Source organism: Alistipes sp. CHKCI003, assembly GCF_900021155.1.
GTDB lineage: Bacteria > Bacteroidota > Bacteroidia > Bacteroidales > Rikenellaceae > Alistipes > Alistipes excrementavium.
This window is the reverse complement of record NZ_FCNT01000017.1, coordinates 1-26,360: the sequence shown is the minus strand read 5'-3', so window position 1 is coordinate 26,360 and position 26,360 is coordinate 1. Positions and strand designations below refer to the sequence as shown.

Annotated in this window: 20 protein-coding genes; 7 read left to right on the top strand and 13 right to left on the bottom strand. The window is 62.3% G+C overall.

Annotated features, from left to right (window positions below; genetic code table 11):
- Positions 1-121 precede the first annotated feature (121 nt).
- The 8 genes from ahcY to BN3659_RS02735 all read right to left on the bottom strand — a co-directional run bounded on the left by ahcY (position 122) and on the right by BN3659_RS02735 (position 9,368).
- Positions 122-1,531: an adenosylhomocysteinase gene (gene ahcY, locus BN3659_RS02770; protein WP_091534413.1), complete on the bottom strand. Its 1,410-nt coding sequence runs from the start codon at positions 1,529-1,531 to the stop codon at positions 122-124.
- A gap of 802 nt (positions 1,532-2,333) precedes the next feature.
- Entirely contained in the window at positions 2,334-2,693 is a 360-nt protein-coding gene (locus tag BN3659_RS02765) for a riboflavin kinase (RefSeq protein WP_091534411.1), read from the bottom strand.
- 6 nt (positions 2,694-2,699) lie between these two features.
- Positions 2,700-3,806: an AI-2E family transporter gene (locus BN3659_RS02760; protein ID WP_091534410.1), complete on the bottom strand. Its 1,107-nt coding sequence runs from the start codon at positions 3,804-3,806 to the stop codon at positions 2,700-2,702.
- Positions 3,807-3,827: 21 nt separating this feature from the next.
- Positions 3,828-4,505 carry a phosphatidylserine decarboxylase family protein gene (locus BN3659_RS02755; RefSeq protein WP_091534408.1) on the bottom strand — a complete coding sequence of 226 codons (678 nt, stop codon included), beginning with the start codon at positions 4,503-4,505 and terminating at the stop codon, positions 3,828-3,830.
- A gap of 22 nt (positions 4,506-4,527) precedes the next feature.
- Entirely contained in the window at positions 4,528-5,367 is an 840-nt protein-coding gene (locus BN3659_RS02750) for a phosphatidate cytidylyltransferase (RefSeq protein ID WP_224757801.1), read from the bottom strand.
- Between the two features lie 360 nt (positions 5,368-5,727).
- Complete coding sequence (gene ftsH / locus BN3659_RS02745) at positions 5,728-7,935, bottom strand: ATP-dependent zinc metalloprotease FtsH (protein ID WP_091534406.1); 2,208 nt, start codon at positions 7,933-7,935, stop codon at positions 5,728-5,730.
- A 6-nt stretch (positions 7,936-7,941) separates the two neighbouring features.
- Positions 7,942-8,292, bottom strand: a complete 351-nt coding sequence (gene rsfS / locus BN3659_RS02740; protein WP_091534404.1) for a ribosome silencing factor — start codon at positions 8,290-8,292, stop codon at positions 7,942-7,944.
- A 185-nt stretch (positions 8,293-8,477) separates the two neighbouring features.
- Positions 8,478-9,368: a hydrogen peroxide-inducible genes activator gene (locus tag BN3659_RS02735; RefSeq protein ID WP_091534402.1), complete on the bottom strand. Its 891-nt coding sequence runs from the start codon at positions 9,366-9,368 to the stop codon at positions 8,478-8,480.
- Positions 9,369-9,490: 122 nt separating this feature from the next.
- Between BN3659_RS02735 and trpS the strand changes: the two genes are divergently transcribed.
- The 6 genes from trpS to BN3659_RS02705 all read left to right on the top strand — a co-directional run bounded on the left by trpS (position 9,491) and on the right by BN3659_RS02705 (position 16,839).
- Complete coding sequence (trpS, locus tag BN3659_RS02730; protein WP_091534401.1) at positions 9,491-10,618, top strand: tryptophan--tRNA ligase; 1,128 nt, start codon at positions 9,491-9,493, stop codon at positions 10,616-10,618.
- Between the two features lie 17 nt (positions 10,619-10,635).
- Positions 10,636-12,447, top strand: coding sequence for a chloride channel protein (locus BN3659_RS02725; protein WP_091534399.1), 1,812 nt, complete (start codon positions 10,636-10,638; stop codon positions 12,445-12,447).
- Between the two features lie 559 nt (positions 12,448-13,006).
- Entirely contained in the window at positions 13,007-13,339 is a 333-nt protein-coding gene (locus BN3659_RS02720) for a PAS sensor protein (protein WP_091534398.1), read from the top strand.
- A 750-nt stretch (positions 13,340-14,089) separates the two neighbouring features.
- Entirely contained in the window at positions 14,090-16,018 is a 1,929-nt protein-coding gene (locus BN3659_RS02715; RefSeq protein WP_141682466.1) for a M1 family aminopeptidase, read from the top strand.
- 166 nt (positions 16,019-16,184) lie between these two features.
- Positions 16,185-16,649, top strand: a complete 465-nt coding sequence (locus tag BN3659_RS02710; RefSeq protein ID WP_091534395.1) for a hypothetical protein — start codon at positions 16,185-16,187, stop codon at positions 16,647-16,649.
- The gene (locus BN3659_RS02705) at positions 16,639-16,839 is read left to right on the top strand and encodes a helix-turn-helix transcriptional regulator (RefSeq protein WP_091534393.1); all 201 of its coding nucleotides are present in this window, start codon (positions 16,639-16,641) and stop codon (positions 16,837-16,839) included. Before BN3659_RS02710 ends, BN3659_RS02705 begins: the two co-directional genes overlap by 11 nt.
- A 331-nt stretch (positions 16,840-17,170) precedes the next feature.
- Here the strand turns inward: BN3659_RS02705 and BN3659_RS02700 are convergent, their stop codons facing one another.
- The 5 genes from BN3659_RS02700 to lon form a co-directional block, all read right to left on the bottom strand.
- On the bottom strand, positions 17,171-18,136 hold the full coding sequence (locus BN3659_RS02700; RefSeq protein WP_091534415.1) for a KpsF/GutQ family sugar-phosphate isomerase: 966 nt from the start codon (positions 18,134-18,136) through the stop codon (positions 17,171-17,173).
- A gap of 244 nt (positions 18,137-18,380) precedes the next feature.
- Positions 18,381-19,139, bottom strand: a complete 759-nt coding sequence (kdsA, locus tag BN3659_RS02695) for a 3-deoxy-8-phosphooctulonate synthase (RefSeq protein ID WP_091534392.1) — start codon at positions 19,137-19,139, stop codon at positions 18,381-18,383.
- A 58-nt stretch (positions 19,140-19,197) separates the two neighbouring features.
- Entirely contained in the window at positions 19,198-19,953 is a 756-nt protein-coding gene (gene kdsB, locus BN3659_RS02690; RefSeq protein WP_091534390.1) for a 3-deoxy-manno-octulosonate cytidylyltransferase, read from the bottom strand.
- Between the two features lie 342 nt (positions 19,954-20,295).
- The gene (locus BN3659_RS02685; RefSeq protein WP_091534388.1) at positions 20,296-20,742 is read right to left on the bottom strand and encodes an MmcQ/YjbR family DNA-binding protein; all 447 of its coding nucleotides are present in this window, start codon (positions 20,740-20,742) and stop codon (positions 20,296-20,298) included.
- Positions 20,743-20,769: 27 nt separating this feature from the next.
- Positions 20,770-23,202, bottom strand: a complete 2,433-nt coding sequence (gene lon / locus BN3659_RS02680) for an endopeptidase La (protein ID WP_091534387.1) — start codon at positions 23,200-23,202, stop codon at positions 20,770-20,772.
- Positions 23,203-23,599: 397 nt separating this feature from the next.
- On the opposite strand from lon, the gene BN3659_RS02675 reads away from it, so the two are divergent.
- Positions 23,600-26,227 (top strand): valine--tRNA ligase, encoded by a 2,628-nt coding sequence (locus BN3659_RS02675; RefSeq protein ID WP_091534386.1) that lies wholly within the window; start codon positions 23,600-23,602, stop codon positions 26,225-26,227.
- Positions 26,228-26,360 lie beyond the last annotated feature (133 nt).

Sequence of the window (26,360 nt, the reverse complement as noted above, 5' to 3'; positions counted from 1 at the left end):
TTTCATACGCATCCGCCCCACGCAACCACCCCTCCGCCTCACCCCGCCCCGAACAAAACGAGAGGAGCCGTCCGCGCATTCCACGCAGACGGCCCCTCTTCTTCCTCAGGCTACCGGACGTCTAATACCGGTAGTGGTCCGCCTTGTAGGGCCCTTCGACCTTCACGCCGATGTAGTCGGCCTGCTTCGGGGTCAGACGGGTCAGCTCGACCCCCAGATTGTCCAGATGCAGGCGCGCCACCTCCTCGTCGAGGTGTTTCGGCAGACGGTAAACCCCCGCTTCGAGCCGTTTCTCCCACAGCTCCATCTGCGCAAGGCACTGGTTGGTGAAGGAGTTGGACATCACGAACGACGGGTGTCCCGTCGCACAGCCGAGGTTCACCAGACGCCCTTCGGCGAGGACGAAGATCGAATGTCCGTCGGGGAAGGTGAATTTGTCGACCTGCGGTTTGATGTTGGTCCGCACGGCGGCCGACTTTTCGAGGCGGGCCATCTGTATTTCGTTGTCGAAGTGGCCGATGTTGCAGACGATCGCCTGATCGCGCATCCGCTCCATGTGTTCGAGCGTGATGATGTCGCAGTTGCCCGTGCAGGTTACGTAGATATTGCCTTCCGCCAGTGCGCTCTCCACGGTCTTCACTTCGAACCCCTCCATCGCGGCCTGCAATGCGCAGATCGGGTCGATCTCCGTTACGATCACGCGGGCTCCGTACGAACGCATCGACCGTGCGCAGCCTTTGCCCACGTCGCCGTAACCGCAGACCACCACCACCTTGCCGGCGATCATCACGTCCGTGGCGCGCTTGATGCCGTCGGCGAGCGACTCGCGGCAGCCGTAGAGATTGTCGAATTTCGACTTGGTGCACGAATCGTTAACGTTGATCGCCGGGACGAGCAATTCGCCCGCCTCCTGCATCTGGTAGAGGCGGTGTACGCCCGTGGTGGTCTCCTCGCTCACGCCGCGCCATTCGGCCACGGTGCGGTGCCACTTCGCACGATCCTCGGCGAGGATCTTCTTCAGCGTATCGAGGATCACCCCCTCCTCGCAGGACGAAGGCGCGTAATCGAGCGTCGAGGCATCGTTCTCGGCCTTGTACCCCTTGTGGATCAGCAGCGTGGCATCACCTCCGTCGTCCACGACGAGCTGAGGTCCCTTGCCGTCGGGAAACGAAAGCGCCATGGCCGTACACCACCAGTACTCGGACAGCGTCTCGCCTTTCCATGCGAAGACCGGCACCCCCGCGGCGGCGATGGCGGCAGCGGCATGGTCCTGCGTCGAGAAAATATTGCACGAGCACCAGCGCACGTCGGCACCCAGCTCGACGAGCGTCTCGATCAGCACGGCGGTCTGGATCGTCATGTGGAGCGAGCCCATCACGCGCACCCCCTTCAGCGGTTTTTGCGCTCCGTATTTGCGGCGCAGGGCCATCAGTCCGGGCATTTCGTGCTCCGAAATCTCGATCTCTTTGCGTCCCCACTCGGCCAGCGACATGTCGGCCACCTTATAGGGAATGGATAAATCTAAAAACATGGCTTTATTCGGTTTAATAATTTTTCTCAATCTTTGCTGCCGACCTCTCGCTCCGGCATAACGGCGTTGTCGCGAACAATCTTATGCATTCCGGCTCCGGAATGCCGTGCGGGCGCCCCCGACGGCGGCCCGCTCTTCCCGAGGCGTTCGACGCAGACCGCGCCCTGCCGTCCGATGTCAAAAGCTGCAAAACTACGCAAACCCGGGTTCCGTCCTTTACCGCTCGCTCCCCGTCCCTAATACTCCGGGAAGCGGTCCAATGCCGGGAAAGCCGGGAACCGCCGCGGTCCGGTGCCCGAAACGGACGACCGTCCGCCGCATCCCGCAGAAGGGCGGCAGCAGACGAACGCGGTGTCAGCCCGCGGTTCGCCGGAGCCGCCGCGACACGGACGGCCCGCAGTTTTTCGGATCGTAAACCGCCCCGTCGCTCTTCGCCTCCGACGGCCGCCCCAGCAGATGCCTCCCCCTCCCGCTCGGAGGAAGAGGGAGGTGGAAAGTCCCGTCCGCCTTCGAATCACCCGCCGTGCGGATGGATTCTGCGGGGCCCATTCCGGCTTACGGCCTCCGCAAGTCCGGCATCGCATTTCGACCGCCGGCGATTCGGCGCCTCCTCTCATGCAGCGGCGTGCATCCGCACGAGGATTCGTACTCGTCCTGCCGCCGGCTTGGGGTAGCAGTCCGCCGGACCGCCCGCTCCACCCTCCGCAACACCCCGCCTTACCGATCCCGCACAGCTCCCGCACATCCGCGCGCGCGACACGCAGCGTTTCGGTCCGCAGGCTGCCCATCGGCCGGCTTCGCGTTACCGCAGATTCAGGATCGTCCGCTTGTCCCGCTCGATCTGCGCCCGCAGCTCCCCGAGCGACGCAAAGACCCTCTCGCCCCGGATCCGGCAGCCCAGCTCCACCCGCAGCACGCGCCCGTATAGCGTGCCGTCGAATCCGAACAGATGCGTTTCGAGCCTCCGCTCCGTAGTGCCGACCGAAGGGTTGCGGCCGAGGTTCGACATTGCGCGATAACGCGCACCGTCGTCCGTCTCGGCCCACGCTTCGTAGACCCCGTCTTCGGCCGGGAAATCGTCCGGCACGGGAATGTTGGCCGTAGGAAACCCCAATTCGCGTCCCAGCCGCCGGCCTTCCGTTACGGTCCCTTCGACTACCATCGGACATCAGATTTTTTCGGTCAGCTGACGCACCAGCCGATACTGCGAGAAAAACTCCTTGGCGAAGACGCGCAGCACCGTGTACGAAGGAATCGCCAGCAACATGCCCACGATCCCCGCGAGCGAACCGGCGATGAGGATCACGAGGAAAATTTCGAGCGGATGCGCCTTGACCCGCTCGGAATAGAGCGTCGGCTGCAACACGAAGTCGTCGAGCCCCTTGAGGACCAGCAGCGAGCAGGCGATGACGGCAGCCGTATGGCCCACGCTCATCCCTTCGATCGGAGAGACGATGCCCAGAAAGACGGAGATGATGCCGCCGATAAGCGGTCCGGCATAGGGCACGACGTTCATCACGCCCATCACCAGTCCGATGAAAAAGGCATCGCCGGCCTTCATGCCGAAGGCGATCATCGCCAGCGACACGGCGATCATCAGCAGGCTGCTCTCCGTCAGAATGCCGACGAAATAGCGCGACAGCAGGACGGTGATCGAATCCAGCGCCCGCGTAACATTGTCCACGTACTTCGCCGGAAAGACGGCCGTAACCATCGAATAGAACAGTCCGTCGTCCTTGAGGAAGAAGAAAGTGATGAACGAGATGGAGAAAACGGCGACGACGGAGTGGAGCGTAACACCCACGATCGACGAGAAGACGGCATTGACGGAGTTGACGTTCACGATGCCGCTCAAAGTCTTGATGAGTGCCTCGGGCAGCGAGAACTGCGATTCGGGGATCGAAAAGAAGGTCCGCAGGTAATTCTGGGTCCGCGCGATAGGCTCCTCGATGGTGCGCATCACGGAGCCGATGTCGAGCGTCGACAGTTGGTAGACCTTGTTGAAAACGAGCGGTACGAAGAGCGAGCAGAGCGTGGCGACGATCGTCCAGATCAGCACCAGCGTCGCCAAGGCCGCCAGCCAGCGGGGCACCTGCCATCCTTTGATGCGGATGTGCGTCAGCCGGCAGACCAGCGGACAGCCCATGATGGCCAGCACGGCGGATACGAGGATGTAGACGACGATCGACGAAAAGTACCATACCAGAAAAAGAATGGCCGCCGTAACCGCCGCACCCATGACGAATCTCGTGAGAGTCTGTGGTGTCGCTGTCATAGCCGGAGTCCGAGTGAGTTGTCATTCCTCAGGTTTGCGCAGCCGCGCGATCGGCGTCTGCGACCCCACGACGGGATCGCCGATTTCGACCAGCAGTTCGCTGTCCTTGGGGATCAGCACATCAATTCGCGAGCCGAACTTGATGAAACCCGAAACGCTGTTCTGCTCGACCTCGTGCCCCACCTTCATGTAGGAGACGATCCGGCGGGCGATAAGTCCGGCCACCTGCCGGAAGAGCACCCTGCGGCCGTCGGCCGTGCGGATGACGGTCGTGGTCCGTTCGTTCTCGGTCGAGGACTTGGGATGCCACGCGACCAGAAAACGGCCCGGATGGTACTTGAAATACTCCACCTTACCGCCTACGGGCACCCAGTTCATGTGTACGTTGGTAATCGACATGAAGATCGAAATCTGCATCATATCCTCTCCGAGGTACTCCGGTTCGCGCACCACCTCGGTTACGACGACCCGGCCGTCGCAGGGTGCGAAAACCAGATCGGCATCGTGGATGCGCACGCGGCGCGGCTCGCGGAAGAATGCCACGATGAAGAACCAGAACAGCAAGAGCAGCGCCGTCGAGAACCACATGAGACTCAACCCTGCATGCTGCGAGAGCAGGTAGCGGATCAGCCACCAGCACAACAGGCAGAAAAGCCCCGAGAGAAAGATGATTTTATAGCCTTCCTTGTTGATTTTCATATTCGGACATTGTAGTTTGATTTCAGATCATCCGCACGAGCACCATATATACGAACACGAAGGGAGCGGCAAGCAGCAAAGCGTCGAAGCGGTCGAGCACGCCGCCGTGTCCCGGGATCGCACCGCCCGAATCCTTGACACCGGCCGAACGCTTGAACATCGACTCCACCAGATCGCCCAGCACGCCCGCGACAGCCGCCACGAGCGCCAAGCCCGCCCAATGCCACGGATCGGCATCGAGGAAACGGGCCGCGGCAAGTCCCGTGCCCACGGCTCCCGCGAGCCCCCCGAGGAATCCCTCCCACGTCTTCTTGGGCGAGATCCGCTCGCAAAGCGGATGCCGCCCGAGCGTCATGCCGATCAGATAGGCGCACACGTCGTTGGCCCAGATGATGAAGACGAACGCGATCATCGTCCACGGCTGCCACACACCTCCGACAGCCGGAATGTAGCACATGAGCGACAGCGGCAACGCGACGTATCCGACGCCCAGCAGCGTCGCGCCAACGTTGGTTTCGGGCCGTTCGAGCCTGCGGAACAGTTCGCAGATGAAAACCGCCGGCAGCATCACGAGGAAATAGAGCGTCAGCAACCGCGGCAGGTCGGTGGTTTCGAGCAGCCCCGTGCCGGCGAAAAAGTTGACCGCAAACAGTGCGACGCCCGCGGCCAAGCCCATCCCGTACTGCGGTCTGGCACCGTTGCATGCCGCGAGGCGATAGGTTTCGTACATGCCGCCCGCGAGGATCGCAAGCAACAATGCGCCGTAGGTCCACTTCGAAAGCAGGATCGCCCCCACCGTAACCACGGCGAGCACGGCACCGCTCAGCGCGCGCACCGCGAGGTTCTTCATCTTCTCACTCATTGCAAAAAGCAAATTAAATCGTACAGCTTTGTCCGCAACCACCTCTCCCTTTCGCTCGCCCACTCACCCATCCTCCGGATCGGCGGAGACGGGCGGTCGCACTCCACGGTCCGGGCGCGCGGCCCGCATCGCATTCCGGCACGCAGCAGCGGCGAACGGCACGCACTCTGCGGCAAGAGGTATTTTGCAGACAAACACTCAATTCTTCGGTTGACGGGTTCTCACGGAGCCTCCGCCCCGTCGTTTCCCGGCTCTCACCGGTCTCCGGTTCTGCGGTCCCTTCGGGTGCGGCGTAGTCCGACCTGCCTACATGGCCCGGCCGTTCGGCACCGCCGGACGATCCGCGGCGCACGCAGCCCGTCATCGGGTCTCGGACCGCGACGCGCCCGCATCGGCTTCGGCCGCACTCTTTCCGGCCGTCCCGGGCTCGCCGGGCTTCCCGAAGGTCGCTGCCGCGGTCTTCGCGCCGGCAGCGGCATCCGTTGCGGCATCATCCGCCGCCCCCGCTGCGACAGCGGCCCCCATAGCGGCATCCGACGCCTTCGCTCCTGCGTCTCCGGTCCCGCCGGCTTCGGAGCCCTCCGCCCGGAACCCTCCGGAAACGTTCCCTTCCGCCTCTTCGGCAGCCTTGGCCGCGGCCTCCTTCGCTTCGCGGAGCATGTCCTTTTTGCGTTTGCCGAAGATGCGTTCGACATCCTCCGTAAAGACCACTTCGCGTTCGAGCAGCAGTTCGGCCAGCTCGCGCAGACCGTCGGCATGTTCGCGCAGTACCTTCTCGGCCATGGCATAGGCCGTCTCGATGACGCGCTTGGCCTCGGCGTCGATCTGCTGCGCCGTCCGCTCCGAATAGGGCTTGGTCAGCGCCATATCGCTCTGTCCCGTCGAATCGTAGTAGCTCAACGTACCCACCGACTCGCTCATCCCGTAGTAGGCGACCATCGCATAGGCCTGTTTCGTAACCCGTTCGAGGTCGTTGAGCGCTCCGGTCGACACCTGTCCGAAGGTGAGCTGCTCCGAAACGCGGCCGCCCAGCGTGGCGGCCAATTCGTCGAGCAGCTGCTCGCGCGTGGTGATCTGACGCTCCTCGGGCAGATACCACGCCGCGCCGAGCGCCTTGCCGCGCGGAATGATCGTAACCTTGATGAGCGGACTGGCGTTCTCCAGAATCCAGCTCACCGTGGCATGCCCCGCCTCGTGGTAGGCGATCACGCGCTTCTCCTCGTCGGTGATGATCTTATTCTTGCGCTCAAGTCCTCCCACGATGCGGTCGATGGCCGCGAGGAAGTCCTCCTTCGCAACGTATTTCTTGTTGTGGCGCGCCGCGATCAGGGCCGCCTCGTTGCAGACGTTGGCGATGTCGGCGCCCGAGAAGCCGGGAGTCTGACGCGCGAGGAAGGCGCGGTCGAGCTGCGGATCGAGCTTCAGCGGCCGCAGGTGCACGTCGAAAATCTCCTCGCGCTCCTTCACGTCGGGGAGCCCCACCTCGATCTGCCGGTCGAAACGGCCCGCACGCATCAGCGCCTTGTCGAGGATGTCGGCACGGTTCGTAGCCGCGAGCACGATGACGCCCTGATTGGTCTGGAAGCCGTCCATCTCCGTGAGCAGCTGGTTGAGCGTGTTTTCGCGCTCGTCGTTGCCCGAAAAACCGGCGTTCTTGCCGCGTGCGCGGCCGATGGCGTCGATCTCGTCGATGAAGACGATGCAGGGCGCCTTCTGCTTGGCCTGCTCGAAGAGGTCGCGCACACGCGAAGCTCCGACGCCGACGAACATCTCGACGAAATCCGAGCCCGAAATCGAGAGGAACGGCACGTTCGCCTCGCCCGCGACGGCTTTGGCCAGCAGGGTCTTGCCGGTCCCCGGAGGGCCTACAAGCAGCGCGCCCTTGGGAATTTTCGCTCCGAGTTCCTTGTATTTATCCGATTTTTTGAGGAAGTCCACGATCTCCATGATCTCGACCTTGGCCTCTTCGAGTCCGGCCACGTCCTTGAACGTAACCCGTTTCGAATTGTCCTTGTCGAAGACCTGCGCCTTGGCCTTGCCCACGTTCATGATGCCGCCGCCAGCGCCGCCGCCCGCATTGCGCGACATGGAACGCATGAGGAAAAACCACACGCCGATGATGAGCACCCACGGCAGCAGGTTGATGAGCAGATTCGACCAGCCCTTGTCCTGATTCTCGTAGATCACCGGCACGTTGTGGCCCGAAGCCCGCTCGGCGGCGCTCAGATCTTCGCGGAACGAATCGACCGAACCGATCGTGAAGGTGAGCTGCACACCCGTCTCGGGCATGCGGCGATACCGTTTGTCCTCGGGATCATTGCGGTATTTCCGGACGGCCTCCTTCGTGAGGAAGACCTGAGCCGCATCGCGGTTCATGATCCGGATCTTCTCGACCTCGCCCTCTTCGACCATCCGCTCCACGGTGGTCCAGTCGCTCGGCAGGGGGGCCTCGTTCGAGCCGTTGAACAGATAGTAGCCGAGGATCATCAGCCCGACCACCCCGTAAATCCACATCCACGAAGGACGCGGCATATTGACGTTCATCTTGCTATTGTTCTTCTTCGCCATAAAATTCTATTCTTCGTATTCGTAACGGGTCATGGGGGCGTCGGCCCACAACTCTTCGAGTTTGTAAAAACCGCGGAGCTCGGTCTGAAAGATATGCACCACCACGTCCACGTAGTCCATAGCGATCCAGAAGGCGTTTTGCTGCCCTTCGACTCGCCACGGCTTCTCGCCCAGCTCTTCGAGCACCTTCTCCTCGATGCCGTCGGCAATGGCCGCCACCTGCGTGGTGGAGTCCGCGTTGCACACTACGAAGCGGGATGTGATCGCACCGTCGAATCCCGTGAGGTCCAACGATACAATATCCCTACCCTTTTTATCTTCTATCGCATTTACGATCGTCCGAATCAGTTTGTCCATAAATCTTACATGTCTATAACTTGGCAAAGATACGAATAAGTCGCGCGCAAAAGCAAATTTATTTGCATTTTGCGGAGACGAAGCATCTAAGGCGAAGCCAAAGGTATGAAAAAAAGGCGAAAAGCCGAAATGCCTTCCGCCTAATTTGCGGCGGCACCCCGTGCTTTCCGGCCCGCAGACAGGCATCAGCGGGCGACGCAGGCCATGACCGTATCGGTCAAAGCTCTGATAATCGAATTTTTGACATACGTGCGGCGCACCGCCACGGCGATCTTGCGCGAGGTGGCACCCTTGGCCAGCGTCTTGATCCGGTCGCGGCGGTCGGCGGGAACGTATTCGACGGCCATTTCGGGTATGATCGTCAGACACGAGGTGCAGTCCACGATGCGCATCAGCGTATCGAGCGATCCCGATTCGAAGGTGTAGTGCGACGGCATGTTGCGTTTGGCCTGACACAGCTCGATCACCTGATCGCGCATGCAGTTGCCCGCACTCAGAATCACCAGATCCTTCAGGTCGATATCTTCGATGCGGACATTGGAGCGCTCGTACAGAGGATTGTTCGGGGAGACATAGGCGAAAAAACGGTCGCCGAAGAGCTCATGCTCGGCGATCCCCTCGCCGCACGTTCCGCCCGCCACCAGCGCGGCGTCGAGCCGGTCGCGCCGCAGCGCCTCGACGATGTCGGCCGTAACCATCTCCGAGATCTCCAGTTCGACCTTCGGATAGTCGCGCACGAAGGCCGGCAGAAACTTGTGGAGCAGATAAGGCGCGACAGTCGGAATCACCCCCAGACGGAGTTTGCCCGCGGTCTCGTCCTTGAGCTCGGCCACCGACTCCCTGATGCAATTGTAGGCTTTGATCGTCTCGCGCGCCCGGGACAGCACCACTTCGCCCGCTTCGGTGGGGATCACGGGCTTTTTCGAACGGTCGAGCAGCACCACCCCCAACTCCTCTTCGAGCGCCTTAACCTGCATACTCAAAGAGGGTTGAGTAACGAAACAATGCTCCGCAGCGGCCGAAAAACTCCCGCAGTTGGCCACGGACAAAAGGTATTCGAGTTGGATGATCGTCATAACGGGTATGTTGGTTCGGGAAACAAATATATAAAAAAAAACTATATAGAGGGTCTGTTTTTAGGTTCCGCACGCAATTTTTCGTATGTTTGCGGGCCGGAACAAGCATACACTATAAATATATGGGAAAAATCATCCTGACGGGCGACCGCCCCACCGGAAAGCTCCACCTCGGACATTACGTCGGTTCGCTGCGCCGCCGCGTCGAATTGCAGGATTCGGGCCAGTTCGAGCGCATATTCATCATGATCGCGGATGCGCAGGCACTCACCGACAACGCGGACGACCCCGAAAAGGTGCGCCGCAACGTGCTGGAAGTTGCGCTCGACTACCTTGCGTGCGGCCTCGACCCTTCGAAATCGACCCTTTTCATACAGTCGCAGGTTCCCCAGTTGTGCGAGCTGGCGTTCTACTACATGAACCTCGTTACGGTGCAGCGCTTGCAGCGCAATCCGACCGTGAAGGCCGAGATCCAGCTCCGCGGTTTCTCGGAGAGCGCTGCGGAGGGCGACACGCAGCAGCGTCAGGGCATCCCCGTCGGCTTCTTCACCTACCCGATCAGTCAGGCGGCGGACATCACGGCCTTCAAGGCCACGACCGTGCCGGCGGGCGAGGATCAGGAGCCGATGATCGAGCAGACGCGCGAAATCGTCCACAAATTCAACACGCTCTACGGCCCCACGCTCGTCGCACCCGAAATCCTGCTTCCGGCGAACGCCGCCTGCCAGCGGCTCCCGGGCACCGACGGCAAGGCCAAGATGTCCAAATCGCTCGGCAACTGCATCTACCTGAGCGATCCGGCCGAGGAGGTGCGCAAGAAGGTGATGGGCATGTACACCGACCCGGACCACCTGCGCGTGGAGGACCCGGGCCGGATCGAGGGCAACACGGTCTTCACCTACCTCGACGCCTTCTGCCGTCCGGAGCACTTCGCCCGCCATCTGCCGGACTACCCCTCGCTCGACGAATTGAAGGCCCACTACCGCCGAGGCGGTCTGGGCGACGTGAAGGTCAAGAAGTTCCTCATCGCCATCCTCGACGAGACGCTCGACCCGATCCGCCGCCGCCGCGCCGAATACGAGCAGCGCATCGGCGAGGTCTACGACATGCTCGAAGCCGGTTCGGCCGCCGCACGCGCCGCCGCCGCCGCGACGCTCGAAGAGGTCCGCGCCGCGATGAGGATCGACTACTTCGCCGACAGGGAGCTGATCGCCTCGCAGGAGCGGCACTACCGCAACGAAACCCGCTGACCCTTCCCGAAAGCGCAATGCAGCCCCTCCTGCGGAACATACGGAAGACGATCCGACATCCCGAGCGGATCTCGACGTGGTTCTTCCACCTCACGCGGCGTCTGAGCACCTCGCAGATGCTCATGGTGCTGGCCGTCGTCGTCGGCGTGCTTGCCGGCTTGGGCACCTATGTCTTCGAGATGCTGCTCGCGGCCATCAAGTTCTGCCTCGTGAACTGGTTTCCGGTCGACCGGGCCCATTTTCTCTACTTCATCTATCCGGGCGTGGGCATCGTACTGGCGACGCTTTTCGTGCGCTACATCGTGCGCGACAACATCTCAGAAGGGGTAACGCGCGTTCTGTACGCCATGTCGCGCAAGGGATCGCGCATCGCCTCGCACAACTGCTGGACCTCGGTCGTGGGCGGCGCCACGACCATCGGATTCGGCGGTTCGGTCGGACCGGAGGCTCCGATCGTGCTGACGGGCGCCGCCATCGGCTCGAACGTCGCCCGGCTGACACGCCTCAACTACAAGCACTCCACCCTGCTGCTCTGCTGCGGCGCCGGCGCGGCGCTCGCCGCCATCTTCAAGGCCCCGATCACGGGTGTGATGTTCGTGCTCGAAATCCTCATGCTCGATCTCACGGCCGGCTCGATCGTACCGCTGCTGATCGCCTCGATCACCGCCACGACGATGGCTTTTCTGCTGCGGGGCTTCGATCCGATTCTGCCCGTTACGCTGAAGCCGGCCGACGCCTTCCAGCCCATTCAGGTACCCATGTTCATCCTGCTGGGCTGTCTGTGCGGAGTGATGGCCTACTACTTCACCACGGTCAACTCGAAGGTCGGGCTCCTCTTCCAGCGCTTCGACCGGCAGTATAAGAAGTGGATCGCGGGCGCCCTCGTGCTCGGCGTGCTGATCTTCATCTTCCCGCCTCTCTACGGCGAAGGTTACGAGGGGTTCTCGTCGCTCATGAACGGCAATGCGCAGGAGTTGTTCGACAACTCGCTCTTCTATGCCTTCCGCGACATCGACTGGGTGGTGATCCTCTTCATTCTCGCCACGATGTTCTTCAAGGTGGTGGCGATGGCCTCCACGAATGCCGCCGGAGGCGTGGGCGGAACGTTCGCTCCGTCGCTCTTCGTCGGCGCCTTCCTCGGTGCCGTTACAGCCCTGATCTTCAACCTCATCTTCGGCTGGCACCTCTCGCTCGTGTCGTTCACGCTCGTGGGCATGGCCGGTGTGATGGCCGGCGTGATGAACGCCCCGCTCACCTCGATCTTCCTCATCGCCGAGCTCTCGAACGGCTACGGGCTCTTCATCCCGCTGATGATCACGGCCTGCATTTCGTTCGCACTCAACTACTGGCTCGACCCCGACTCGATCTACACCAAGCACCTGCGCGAAAGGGGCGAACTGCTCACGACCGACAAGGACGAATCGGTCTGCGTTTTCCTCAAGCTCGACGAACTGATGGAGACCGACTTCATGCGCGTCAAGCCCCACTTCACGCTGGGCGACGTGGTGCACATGATCGCCACGGCCCATCGCAACATCTTCCCCGTGATCGACAACTTCAACCGGCTGATCGGCATCGTCCAGCTCGACGACCTGCGCGAAGACATGTTCAAGCCCGAGAAGTACGGCACACCGATCAGCCAGTACATGATACCTCCTCCCGACACGATCCTCGAACACGAGTCGATCCGCAGCATCCTGCCCAAATTCGAAGACAAACACACGTGGATGCTCCCCGTGGTGGACAAACAAGGGCACTACTCGGGCTTCATCTCCAAATCGCGCATCCTCAACGCCTACCGCGAGCAGTTGGTGAAGATTTCGCAGTAAGAGCGTTCGGAGCCGTGTCCTGTCCGCAGAACGGTCCCGCATCCGAAGGGGCGACCGCCTCTTCTTGCTCCCGCCGCGAGCGCCGGACGGAATCCTTTCGGCATCGAAATGCGACGAAAGGACCGGCGATCTTCAACGGTCGGTCGCGCGTTTCCGCGGTTCGGCACAGGCGGAGAGGAAAACGGGGAGTGAAGTGCGGGAAGTGAAGTGCAGGAAATGGAGAGCGGGAAATGGCGGCACGAAGCCTCGGACGGACACAGTCCGCCGCATAGGGCGGCGTCGGATCGCCGGCATTGCAAAAACGCCCCGAAGGGATGGCCGAAAGAGCGATAAGAACAATGGAATCGAACTTTCCCGGATGATAAATCCAATCCCCGGAGCGGTTCGTACTCCGGGCAAGCCCGAAATCGGACGGCCCGCAACCGTCCGATGCGGAGGAGCGCCCGGATCCAAGGGCTCGCTCGCATCCTGCGCCGGCTGCCGACCGACAAACGAAACCAAGAAAAGGGGACAGGTCCGACCGCCCCGAATATCACGGAACCCGAAAAACGTACACGACATGAACACCGAAACTTTTCCTTGGGCCGACGAACTCGACTGCGCCACGACGGTCTGCGACCGCGAAGGGGTCGTACTCTACCAGAACCGCCGCTCGATCGAGGTGAACGGCGACGTACGCGGCCGCTCGCTCATCCCCTGCCACAACGAACGCTCGCGCGCGATCATCGCCCGTCTTTTGTCCGACGGCGGCCGCAACGTCTACACGATCCAGAAACGCGACGTGCGCAAACTGATCTATCAGACCGTCTGGCGCCGCGCGGGAGCCGTCGCCGGCCTCGTGGAGTTCTCGATGGAGATTCCCGAAGAGATGCCCCACTACGTCCGGAGTTGAAACCGTCCGTCCGCGAATGGCGGTAATGCGGGGCATTCGCCCCTACGGCCTTCGTCTTCCGAAGCTTTTCCCCGGAGCATCCGTCAGGCAGCTCCTTCAAGGTCTTCTCCGCGAACGAACCTGCGCAGCCGGATGCTGCAGTCCCGGCCAGAAGACCGTCCGCAGAGCTGTCGGCAGAAGCCCGGGACGGAGAGATTCTGTCCATGAGGGAGGGGAGCGAGATTCCGTACAAAAGCCCCCGCCCACCGACCGTCCGGCAACCTTCGAGCTGCACGGCTCGGGCGCAGAATTGTCGGCAGAGCCGGCAGGCGCTCTTTGCAGCGCCGTCCATCACGGACCCCGTCCGCAAGGCACCCCACCCCGACTGACACCCGCAGCCGAATCCGGTTCAGTACCGCCCACTGCCGTGCAACGCCTGCGCCATGATGTTCGACCTCCGCGCAATCCGCTCCGCCCCCTTCCGATACACATGCAGACACGGCTTTCGGAACGAATCGCATCCGGTTTTCCGTTCAGGAGGCATTCCCCCCGCCGGAACATGCCGAACGGGGATCGGTGCGACGATCCCCGGACAAAACGTTTCCGCTGCATGCCTCATCCGCGAACCGCTTACGATCCGGGAAATTTCGTTCGCATAATTCTGTATATCATGTAACTATTCGATTTCGCAGATTTTTTCATGTCGTGTTTATTTGATTTTTTGTAAATTTTGTTTTACATTTGCATAAAAACCGATAAAACCCGACAAATATGAAACGGACTTTATGGATCGCCATGATTCTGGTTGCAGGCTGTCTGCTGCCGATGCGCCCCCCCCTGCGGGCGGCTTCCGTCTGCCTGCATCGGCCGGCGGCGCCTCGCATGCTGCATGTCCCGGAGCTGCATGCAGTCTTCGCGGAAAGGAAAGAAACGCCACCAGAAGATGACGAAGCGGAAAGTGTCGAGATGAAAAGTACGGCACACGAGAATGACGAGCGGGAAATCGCGGAGCCGAGAGAAACGGCACGCGAGAATGACGGATCGGAAAACATCGGAGCGGACAAAGAGAGCATCGTGCAGGAGAAAAGCGGCGGCAAGAGGCGCCCTGTCATCGACAGGGACGACAGAGACCGCAGCCGCAGCGGAAACCGCGGAAACGACGGACGGGACAGCCGGCCGGACCGACTGGCCATGCGCATCGCCGCATCCCGAGAAAACATCGCAGAGAGACCGTCCCCGCTGCCCGGCCGGACACCACTCCCAACCGATCCGGATACACCCTTATCGGCAGCAAACCGTGCCGACGATTATGCGATTCTTTTTCAGAAAAAGGCGGGAGAGGCTTTCGGTCTGCACGTCGTCTGCCGGTTCACGCTGCACTTCGGCGACGAAGACACGATCGCCATGCGCTTCGGAGGCGCCCCGGAATTCTCGGTTTCGGACCTGCGAGTGAGGACCGAACCCGAAACGATATGGCACCGCGATCCGGACGGAAAGAGCATCACGTTCGTATCCGGCTCCGAACGTCGCTGCCGCATCCGGATGGAGTACGACTACCTCAACCTGCACTCAGCCCTCATCTATCAGGATTGCGGCTGCGAATTGTGGGAGACCTCCTACGACGAATTTTACTATCCGCTGCTCCCGGGGGAGCGCTGCCGGTTCGAGGCGCATTTCGAACTGCCGGAGGGTTGCCGTCCCGTCGGAGGCTATCCGGCCGATGAGTTCCATGCCCCGTCCGTCCCCGGCCCCCTCTCCGCCCGGCAACGCTCCGGCACTCCGGATGCCTCGGCTCCCTTCCGTGCGCCGTTCGCCCCCTCCGGTCCCGACACCCACGCCGTGCAGCCCATCTCCGGCAGTCGCACTGCGAATAGTTGCGGAAGCGATTCGACAGCCATCCGCAGATTCGTGTTCCGAAGCACGCATCCCCTTACCTCCCACTCGCTCGTGTTCGCACTGGTCGATACGACACGCTATCGGGAGCGCACGCACGTACTCGAAGGCGACACGCTCCGCTACTGGCTCATGCCGGAGCCCGTCGTCCCCGAGTCGAGGATCGAAGAGCTTCACCGGCTGACCGCCGCCGCCATCGCCTTTTTCGAACGGAGCCTCGGCCCCTACGACGATCCCCATGCCGGCATTTCGGCTCCGCCCGTCTATCTGTTCCACGGCAGCGGCTATTCGAACCGCAACAACCTCAACCTGATCTCGCTGTCGCAGGCGAAGGTCGCCGCGAAACCGCACCTGCTGCCCGTAGCTCACGAACTGGGGCATCGATGGCTCGGCGAGTGGACGCTGTTCGTACCCGACGGAACCGAAGCTGCCTACTTTCTCAAAGAGTCGCTCGTCGAATACATGACGCTTCTCTTCGCAAGGAGCTACTACGACCGGGAGCGGTTCCGCATCCTTTTCGAGACGGAGTACCTGCGACCGGCACAAGCGCTGCGAGGCACGGCAGACGACCGCCGGCTGATCGACATGCGCCGCAACAACAACGACCGCGCGGTTTATGCCAAAGGGCCCGTCGTTCTCGAAAAGGTAGCCTCCGCCATGGGATACGAACGTTGGATCGCCTTCATGCGGCGCTTCTACACCGCGTACCGTTATCGGCCGCTCACCTACGCCGACTTTGTCGGGCTGCTGGCGGAGGAGGATCCCATCGCAGCCGCACAGCTCGACCGGCTGGTACGCACCTACTGAACCGAACGGCCGGCAGCCGGCGGTCCCGGTTACGGTCCCGTTACGGTTACGGCGAAAAACGACCGAAGACACCCTCCGATGCAGAAAACCGGAAACTCCGTGCCGCAAGCAGACACAATACGGAAATTAGGTCGAAATAAACGATTACCCTAAAAATCCATCAATTATGCACAACACATGGTTACTGCCCCACCGCTTTCAGAAAACGGGTTGGGCGATTCTGATTCCCTTCTTGATCCTCGGCATCATCATCACCCTCTGCGGGATCGAGCCGTCGCACATCTTCCGCTGGCTCGGTCTCGAAGTCCGGACGGGTCCCGACTCCTTCACCTCCAATGCCGACCGCTGGATCAACAACCTCATCATCATCGGCATGGTGATCGGAGCCTTCCTCACCACCTGCTCGCGCGAACGGATCGAGGACGAACTGACGATGCAGCTGCGCCAGCAATCGCTGATGGCCGCATTGTGGATCAACTATGCATTCGTGATTCTGGCCACGCTTTTCATCTACGATCTGAGCTACGTGCTCGTCATCACGTACGACATGCTGGGATTTCTCCTGCTCTTCCTCGGCATCTTCCGCTGGAAGTTGTGGCGGCTCGGAAAGGAGGTGCGCGATGAAGAATAGAATCCGCGTCGAGCGCGCCGAAGTGCGGATGACGCAGCAACAGCTGGCCGACGCCGTCGGCGTGAGCCGCCAGACGATCAATGCCGTCGAAGCGGGCCGGTTCGTACCCTCGACCGTACTGGCGCTCAAGATCGCACGGTGCTTCGGCAAGTCCGTCGAGACCGTCTTCCAGCTCGAAGAGAGCGACTGACAGCCGCCGGACGGCCGCAAGCGATCCGGATGCAATAAAAAAAGCGCGCAATGCGCGATGTGTGCGGCATAAAGACAGTATGAAGACGAGGATCGAAAGCCGAGGCCCGCACGGCCCGAAAGCCGCAGGGAGCAAAACCTTTTCGGCAAACCGAACTCGTCCGAAGACAGCCGAGGCGGGAAGACCACCTCCTGACGGAGGCGTTTGCGTCAAACCGAAACCGACCAGCATCCGACGAAGTTCCTCCGGAACGAAAAAGATCGCACACCGATTTCGGCGCAGAAACGAACCGGCCGCAACGTCTCGACCGCCCCATCTCGTCCGCCGCCGGCTACAACTTGATGTCGTAGATCTGGATCACGCCCACGAGCCGGTCCGCTTCGTCCGTTACGAGCAGCGACGTGATCTTGTTCTCGGTCATCGCCTTCTCGGCGGCGATGAGTTTCGCGTCGGGGCGGATCGTCTTGGGATTTCGCGTAGCGATGTCCGCGGCACGGATGCCGAAGAATTCGGACTGGCGGCGCTCCATCGCACGACGAATATCGCCGTCGGTTACGACGCCCTCGATGCGTCCGGCGTCGCAGACGACGATCAGTCCCAGTCCGCCCTTGCTGATCGTATGGATCATCTCCGCGGCCGGACAATCGGGCCGCACGACCGGCAGATTCTCCTTGTGCATCACATTGCCGACGGTCATCAGCAGGCGCCGGCCCAGACTGCCGCCCGGGTGCAGACGCGCGAAATCGACGCTCGTGAAGCCGCGCAGCTTCATCAGCGCCACGGCCAGCGCATCACCCATGGCGAGCTGGGCCGTCGTGGAGGTCGTGGGCGCGAGGTGAAGGATGCAAGCCTCCTCCTTCACCCCGACATCGAGGTGCACGTCGGAGTTCTTGGCCAGCGTCGATTCGCCGTTGCCCGTCATGGAGATCAGCTTGTTGCCGTTGGAGTGGATGAAGGGTACGATCTTCAGGATTTCGTCCGTCTCGCCCGAAAAGGAGAGCGCCACCACTGCATCCTCCTTCGAAATCATGCCCAGATCGCCGTGAAAGGCTTCGCCCGGGTGGAGAAAGAAACTCGGCGTACCGGTCGAAGCGAGCGTCGCCGCGATCTTGCGCCCCACGAGCCCCGATTTACCCATGCCCGTAACGATCGTTTTGCCGCGGCAGGCGAGGATCGTCTCCACGGCTTCGGCGAAAGCGTCGCCGAGGGTCTCTTCCAAATGTTCGAGTGCCAGCATTTCGGTGTGGACGGCTTTGCGCGCCACATCGAGAATCTGGGCTTTCTTCGTATCGGTCATATGCAGTTTTTTAAGCAACCATATATATTCCGCACCGTCGCGCCGGCCCTCGTCCGCCGCCTTCGGGACCGGCCGCGAATCCGGGCTCGCCCCGAACGGCGCCCCGCACACGGATGCCGCCGTCTCCGGAGCAGCCTACTCCGCTCCGCAATCCCGTCCCCGGCAGAGAAGAGCGCCCCCCGGACGGGCGCCAAGCGGCAAAACAGGCGTTTCCGGCCGTCAGGGCAAACGGGCCGACGCATGTTCAATCCCGCACGAGAGAAGCGACGAGCTCCTCCAAATCGTCTAACCGCAGCATGTTGGGTCCGTCGCTCAGCGCGCGGTCGGGATCGGGGTGCACTTCGAAAAAGAAACCGTTGGCACCGAACGCGCGGGCCGCACGGGCCATCGCAGGCACGAACTCGCGGTCGCCGCCCGTCTTGCCGCCAGCGGCCCCGGGCCGCTGCACCGAGTGGGTGCAGTCCATCACGACCGTCCGCGCGATCCGCAGCATATCCGCGATATTGCGGAAATCGACCACGAGGTTGTTGTAGCCGTAGATATTGCCTCGTTCGGTGAGCCAGATCTCTTTCGCACCGGCATCGCACGCCTTCTCGTAGGGATACCGCATGTCGGCCCCCGAAAGAAACTGCGCCTTTTTGATGTTGATCGTGCGGCCCGTCTTCGCTGCGGCGATCAGCAGATCGGTCTGACGGCAGAGAAACGCCGGAATCTGAATCACGTCCGCCACTTCGCCCGCGGGCGCGGCCTGCCACGCTTCGTGGATGTCCGTCAGGATCCGAAGGCCCCACTTCGACCGCACGTCGGCCAGCATACGGAGCCCCTTGTCGATACCCGGGCCGCGGAACGACGATATCGACGTCCGGTTGGCCTTGTCGAACGAGGCCTTGAAAATGATTTCGGTACCCAGCGTGCGGCCGATCGCTGCGAGCCGTGCGGCCACCGTGTCGAGCAGCTCGGCCGATTCGATCACGCAGGGGCCTGCGATAAATACTTTGTCCATAATTCGCTTATTCTGCAAAAAAGCCCGCCGCACCCCTCCGGCGCCGCGGGTCCTGCGTTCAACCGGTCCTCTTTTTCAGAAATTCCTCCGCCCGCACGAGGTCCTCGGGAGTGTCGATCCCGACCGTCTCGGCATCGGTGATGGCTGCCCCGATGCGGCAGCCGTGCTCCAGCCAGCGAAGCTGCTCGAGCGACTCGGCCACTTCGAGCGGCGACTGGGGCAGCGACGCGATGCGGCGCAGCGTCTCCGCGCGGAAGGCGTACATGCCGATGTGCTTGTAAAAAGTGTGTCGGCGCAGCCACTCCTCCTTCGGCACGCCCCGCAGATAGGGGATCACCGAACGCGAGAAATAGAGCGCCCGCGACCCGGCGCCGAGCGCCACCTTCGGGGAGTTGGGATTTTCCAGCGCCGCCAGTCCGTCCGTCTCGGCGAAGGGCTTCACGAGCGTGGCGATCTCCGTGGCGGGATCGTCGAAGCAACGGCACAGCGCCTCGATCTGCTCGGGGCGGATGAAAGGTTCGTCGCCCTGCACGTTGACCACGCCGTCGAATCCGCCCCCCAAGCGCTCGAACGCTTCGCGGCAACGGTCCGTGCCGCTGCGGTGGTCGGGCGAAGTCATCACGGCACGCCCGCCGAACGCGGCCACCGTCTCGGCGATCCGCTCGTCGTCCGTGGCTACCGCCACATCGTCCAGCACGCGGGCCGCCTGTTCGTAGACCCGACGGATCACGAGCTTGCCGCCCAGCATCGCCAGCGGCTTGCCCGGGAAGCGCGTCGAAGCGTACCGAGCCGGTATGATCGCTATGAATTTCATAGGCTAAATCGTTTCAAACATCCACATACTCCGCTCTGCCGGAAATTCCGGACTGCGGGTTCCGCTCACGGCCGCCGCTCTTCGCGGTTTGCGACCGCGGCCCCCTCCCCTTCGCCGTTCCGAGGAGGGAGGGGCGATCGTATCCCGTGCGTACAGCCGGACCGCCCGCCGGGAAAACGGCATTCGCTTCGCAATCCCCCTCACGGAGGGACTTCCGCCGGGCTGCGCCGCAAGACCGAACCGATCGGACGCCGGTACGGAAATGCATGCGACCGCCCGTATTCCATACGTCGTACACACCTATACGCCCCCGCAGTCCGCCGGCACACGTCGTGCACGCCCCTACTTTTCCGAACCGGTCCCGAACCCGGACGTAAGTCCTGCGTCGGGCGCGAGGTCGGTGCCGAGCGCAGAGGCGGCGGCCCCGAGCGTTGCGCGCTGCCGCCGCGTCAGGCTTCCGGCCACACGTTCGTAGGCGTCCCGCACCAGTTCGCGGATCACCGGATCGGGCACGTCGCTGTCGAAACGCACGCCGATCCAGTGCCGTTTATTCATGTGATAGGCCGGCCCCACCCCTTCGTACCGCTCCTGCAATCGGGCGATCCGCCCGGGATCGCACTTCAGGTTGCAGCAATCGAACTCCACGGCATTCACGAAACAGAACCATTTGTCCCCCACATAGAAGACCAGCAGGTTCCGGTCGTATTCCGACACGGCCTTCCCGAACGGAAACGCATCGTGCGCTCCGGCGAAAGAGAGGCAGTAGGCTCTGAAATCCTCGATATTCATACGGATGCGTCTGTCGTCGTCCCGTCGTTACTGCAATGCCAGCCGCAGCACGTCCGAATTATTCCGCACGTAGTGGAACGTCAGCCCGGCGATGTACTCGGGCTTGATCTCGGCGATGTCCTTGCGGTTGTCCTCCGAGAGGATCAGTTCCGTGATGCCGGCGCGTTTGGCGGCGAGGATCTTCTCCTTCACGCCGCCCACGGGCATCACCCGTCCGCGCAGGGTCGTCTCGCCCGTCATGGCGATGCGCTCCTTCACCTTGCGCCCCGTATAGGTCGAGACGATCGACGTAACCATCGTGATGCCGGCCGACGGTCCGTCCTTCGGGATGGCTCCCTCGGGAACGTGGATGTCGATGTCGTTCTCGGCGAACATCGCGGGGTCGATTCCCAGCTCCTTGTGATGGGCCATCACCCATTCGTGGGCGATCGTGGCCGACTCCTTCATCACGTCGCCGAGGTTGCCCGTGAGGCTCAGCTTTCCCTTGCCCGGGGTCAGCACCGACTCCACATAGAGGATGTCGCCGCCCACCTCGGTCCATGCGAGCCCCGTAACGACGCCCACCATGTCGGCCACCTCGTACTCCTCGCGCAGAAACTTGGGCATGCCGAGAATCTTCTCCACGTCGGCCGCCGCGAGCGCCGGCTCGAACCGTTCGCCGAAAGCGATCTGTTTGGCGCGGGCGCGGGCGATCTTGGCCAGATGCTTGTCGAGCGACCGCACGCCCGCCTCGCGGGTGTAGCCCGCAACGATGCACTCCACCACCTCGGGCGTCAGCGTGAGCTGCTCTTCGCCGATGCCGTGCGCGGCGCGCTGCTTGGGCAGCAGGTGGTCCAGCGCGATGCGGACCTTCTCCTCCATCAGGTAGCCCGCGATGTTGATCATCTCCATGCGGTCGCGCAGCGCAGGGGCTATATTGCCCACGTTGTTGGCCGTGGCGATGAAGAGCACTTTCGACAGGTCGTATTCCATGTCGAGGTAGTTGTCGTGGAAAGTCGTGTTCTGCTCCGGGTCGAGCACCTCCAACAGCGCGCTCGAAGGATCGCCGTGGTTCGAAACCGTAACCTTGTCCACCTCGTCGAGGATGATAACCGGATTGGACGACCCGCATCGCTTGATGGTCTGGATGATGCGGCCCGGCATGGCGCCGATGTAGGTGCGGCGGTGTCCGCGGATCTCCGACTCGTCGTGCAGACCGCCCAGCGAGATGCGGCCGAATTTGCGGCCCAGCGCCGCGGCGACCGACTTGCCCAGCGACGTCTTGCCCACGCCCGGAGGGCCGTAGAGGCACAGGATCGGGGACTTGAGGTCGCCTTTGAGCTTGATGACGGCCAAGTGTTCGAGCAGCCGGTCCTTCACCTCCTCCAGTCCGAAGTGGTCGTGGTCGAGCCGCGCGCGGGCCGCCTCCAGATCGAGATTATCCTGCGTAACTTCGTTCCACGGCAGGTCGAGCATCAGTTGCAGGTAGGTCATCTGCACCGAATATTCCGCCACGGCGGGGTTGAGCCGCTCGACCTTCGAAAGCTCCTTTTCGAAGGTCTCGGCCACCTCCTTCGGCCAGTTCTTCTTGGCCGCCTGTTCGCGCATCTTCTCGATGTCGGCGTCCTCGCCGTCGCCCAGCTCGTCCTGTATGGTGCGCATCTGCTGTTGCAGATAGTAGTCGCGCTGCTGCTTGTCGATCTCCTGCTTCACGCGCTCCTGAATCTGGCTCTTCAGCTCGGCGAGCTGCTGCTCGCGGATCAGAATCTCCAGCAGTTTGCGGGCTCGGGCCAGCAGTCCGGGCGCCTCCAGCAACGACTGCCGGTCCTCGTCCGATAGTTCGAGGTTCGAGCAGATGAAGTTGATGATGCCCCGCTTGGAGTCGATGTTCTTGATGGCGAAGGCCGCCTCCTTGGGCATGTTGGGCGAGACGTTGATGATCCCGAGCGCCACGTCGCGCACGGAGTCCACCAGCGCCTCGAACTCGATGCTCTTCAGGTCGGGCGTCGAATCGCGCAATGGCGTTACACGGGCTTTGAAATAGGGCTCGACCGACACGTACTCCTTGATCTCGATCTTCTCCAGACCGTTCAGAATCACCGTCAGATTGCCGTTGGGCATCTCCAGTATCTTGATGATCCGTGCCGCCGTGCCGACCTTGTACATGTCGTCCGGCGCCGGATCCTCCACGTCGCTCTCCCGCTGGAGCACGGCGCCCAGAATGCCGCCCTCGGCATTCACCGCCCGCACCAGACTGATGCTCTTGTCGCGGCCTACGGTGATGGGCGTGATCGACCCGGGGAACAGCACCGAGCTGCGCAAGGTCAGAATGGGCAGGATCTCGGGCACGTCGACCTCTTCGGCCATTTCGTCGCCGCCCGTAACGATCGGAATTACGTGATGCTTGCCGTCCACCAGTTCGGGCAGTGCATTCAGGTCGTCGATTTCAATGGTTTCCACTACTTTATCTTTCTTACTCATAAATCGTTTCCTTCCTCATGGGCGGGCGTTTTCCGGTCTCTGCGAACCTCCTCCGCCGATGCGGCGGCGGGAGGCCGCATCCGCTCCTGCGCGTCGCGGAACAAAAGCTCTGCGCACGCGAACGCCCCACATGAATTAAATAAAAGATTCGCAAAGATAACGTTTTTTTCACGTATTTTATTTCCCTCTGAACAGATTGTTGATAATTCGCACGGCTGACTGCGCTCCGGAGCCCCGTCGGCGATGCGCCGACCGCCTCCATTCGGACGGAAACGACCGCACGAACGGACGGACGCATCCGGACGCAACGTTTTTCATCACTTTTCGCCGCCCCCGCACGCTCTTTCCCGACTTTTTTCATACCTTTGTCGTTCGAAACGAATAGACCGACACGCATATGCAGATCGCAGACAAATACACGCCCCAGCAGATCGAGGCCAAGTGGTACGACTACTGGATCGAAAACCGCCTTTTCCACTCCGAGCCCGACGACCGCGAACCGTTCACCGTCGTCATCCCGCCCCCCAACGTTACGGGCATGCTCCACATGGGGCACATGCTCAACAACACGCTGCAGGACGTGCTGGTGCGCCGCGCCCGCATGACCGGCCGCAACGCCTGCTGGGTTCCGGGCATGGACCATGCGTCGATCGCCACCGAAGCCAAGGTGGTGGCCCGCCTCAAGGAGCAGGGCATCGAGAAGTCGCAGCTCACGCGCGAGGAGTTTCTGCGCCATGCATGGGAGTGGAAGGAGCAGTACGGCGGCGTGATCCTCCGCCAGCTGCGCAAGCTGGGCGCCTCGTGCGACTGGGAACGCACGGCCTTCACGATGGACGAAGCCCGCACCGAGAGCGTCGTCCGCGTCTTCTGCGACCTCTACGACAAGGGCAAGATCTACCGCGGCGTGCGCATGGTCAACTGGGACCCTTCGGCCCGCACCGCCCTCTCGGACGAAGAGGTGGTCTTCAAGGAGTCGCACGGCAAGCTCTACTACCTGCGCTACCGGATCGAAGGCACCGACCGCCACATCGTCGTGGCCACCACGCGCCCCGAGACCATTCTGGGCGACACGGCCCTGTGCGTCAACCCCGCCGATCCGCGCTATGCCGACCTGCCCGGAGATGCGCGCGTCGTAGTGCCGCTGGTGGGCCGTTCGATCCCCGTCATCCGCGACGAGTACGTCGACATCGAATTCGGCACGGGCGCCCTGAAAGTAACGCCCGCACACGACGTGAACGACTACATGCTGGGCGAGAAATACGGGCTCGAAACGATCGACATCTTCAACGACGACGGCACGATCAACGACAAGGTCGGTCTCTACGCCGGCATGGACCGCTTCGAACTGCGCGAACGCATCGAGGGCGACCTCGACGCGGCGGGACTGCTCGACCGGACCGAACCCTATACCAACAACGTGGGCTACTCGGAGCGCACGGGCGCAGCGATCGAACCGAAACTCTCGATGCAGTGGTTCCTCTCGATGCGCGAGCTGGCCGAACCGGCCATCCGCGCCGTGATGGAGGACGAGATCCGCTTCGTGCCCGAGAAATACAAGAATACCTACCGCCATTGGATGGAGAATATCAAGGACTGGTGCATCTCGCGCCAGCTCTGGTGGGGCCAGCGCATACCGGCCTACTACCTGCCCGGCGGCGGCTGCGTCGTGGCCCCCACGGCCGAAGAGGCGCTCGAAAAGGCCCGCGCCAAGAGCGGCGACGCGACCTTGCGTCTCTCCGATCTGCGGCAGGACGAGGACGTGCTCGACACGTGGTTCTCGTCGTGGCTGTGGCCGATCTCCGTCTTCGACGGCATCCGACACCCGCACAATCCCGAAATCGACTACTACTACCCCGCCGACGATCTGGTAACGGCCCCCGACATCATCTTCTTCTGGGTGGCGCGCATGATTATGGCGGGTTACGAGTATCGCCGCGAAAAACCCTTCCGCAACGTCTACTTCACGGGCATTGTGCGCGACAAGCTGGGCCGCAAGATGTCCAAGCAGCTCGGCAACTCGCCCGACCCGCTGGACCTGATCACGCAGTACGGAGCCGACGGCATGCGCGTGGCGATGCTGCTCTCGTCGTCGGCCGGCAACGACGTGATGTTCGACGAGGCGCTCTGCGAGCAGGGGCGCAACTTCGGCAACAAAATATGGAACGCCTACCGGCTGGTGAACGGCTGGAAGGCGGACGAGACGCTCGCGCAGAGCGAAAACAACCGCCTCGCCGTCGAGTGGTTCGGGCAAACGCTGGGCCGGGCCCTGCGCGAAATCGACGCGGACTTCGCATCGTACCGCATCTCCGAAGCGCTGATGAAGGCCTACAAACTCTTCTGGGACGATTTCAGCGGCCTCTACCTCGAAATGGCGAAGCCCGCCTTCGGTCAACCCGTCGACTGCGCAACGCTCGCCGCGACCCGCGGATTCTTCGATGCGCTGATGCGTCTGCTGCACCCTTTCATGCCCTTCGTTACGGAGGAGCTCTGGCAGGCCCTCGCACCGCGCCGTGCGGGCGAGTCGATTATGGTGGCCCCGATGCCCGAACCGGTCGCGGCGGACGAACGCCTGCTCGCACGCTTCGAACTGGCCAAGGAAGTCGTCTCGTCCGTGCGCAACATCCGCAATCAGAAGAACCTCCCGCAGAAGGAGGCGCTGACGCTGCGGGTCGTGGCCGACGAGAACTATCCTGCGGAGTACGAACCCGTCATCCGGAAGATGGCCAATCTCTCGACCATCGAGACCGTGGCGGAGAAGGACCCCGCGGCCGCGGCCTTCATCGTGAAGACCACGCAGTACTTCGTGCCGCTGGCCGGCTGCATCGACCCCGAGGCCGAGCGGCAGAAATTGGAAAAGGAGCTGGCCTACTACGAAGGGTTCCTTGCCGGCGTACTGAAAAAACTCTCGAACGAACGGTTCGTCTCCTCGGCACCCGAAAAGGTGGTGGCCAACGAGCGGGCCAAGCGGTCCGATGCCGAGGCCAAGATCACGGCGTTGCGCGAACAGCTCGCCGCATTGAAATAACCGAAGCGCCGACGGAACGGAGGTCGCGTTCGGCCTTCCTCGAAGCATACGGCGAAGCCGCCGCCGGATCCCGCTCGGGGCCGGCGGTTCCGACGTTCCGCTCCGCCGGGGAGCAAGCAGAAGGGAGGGGGGG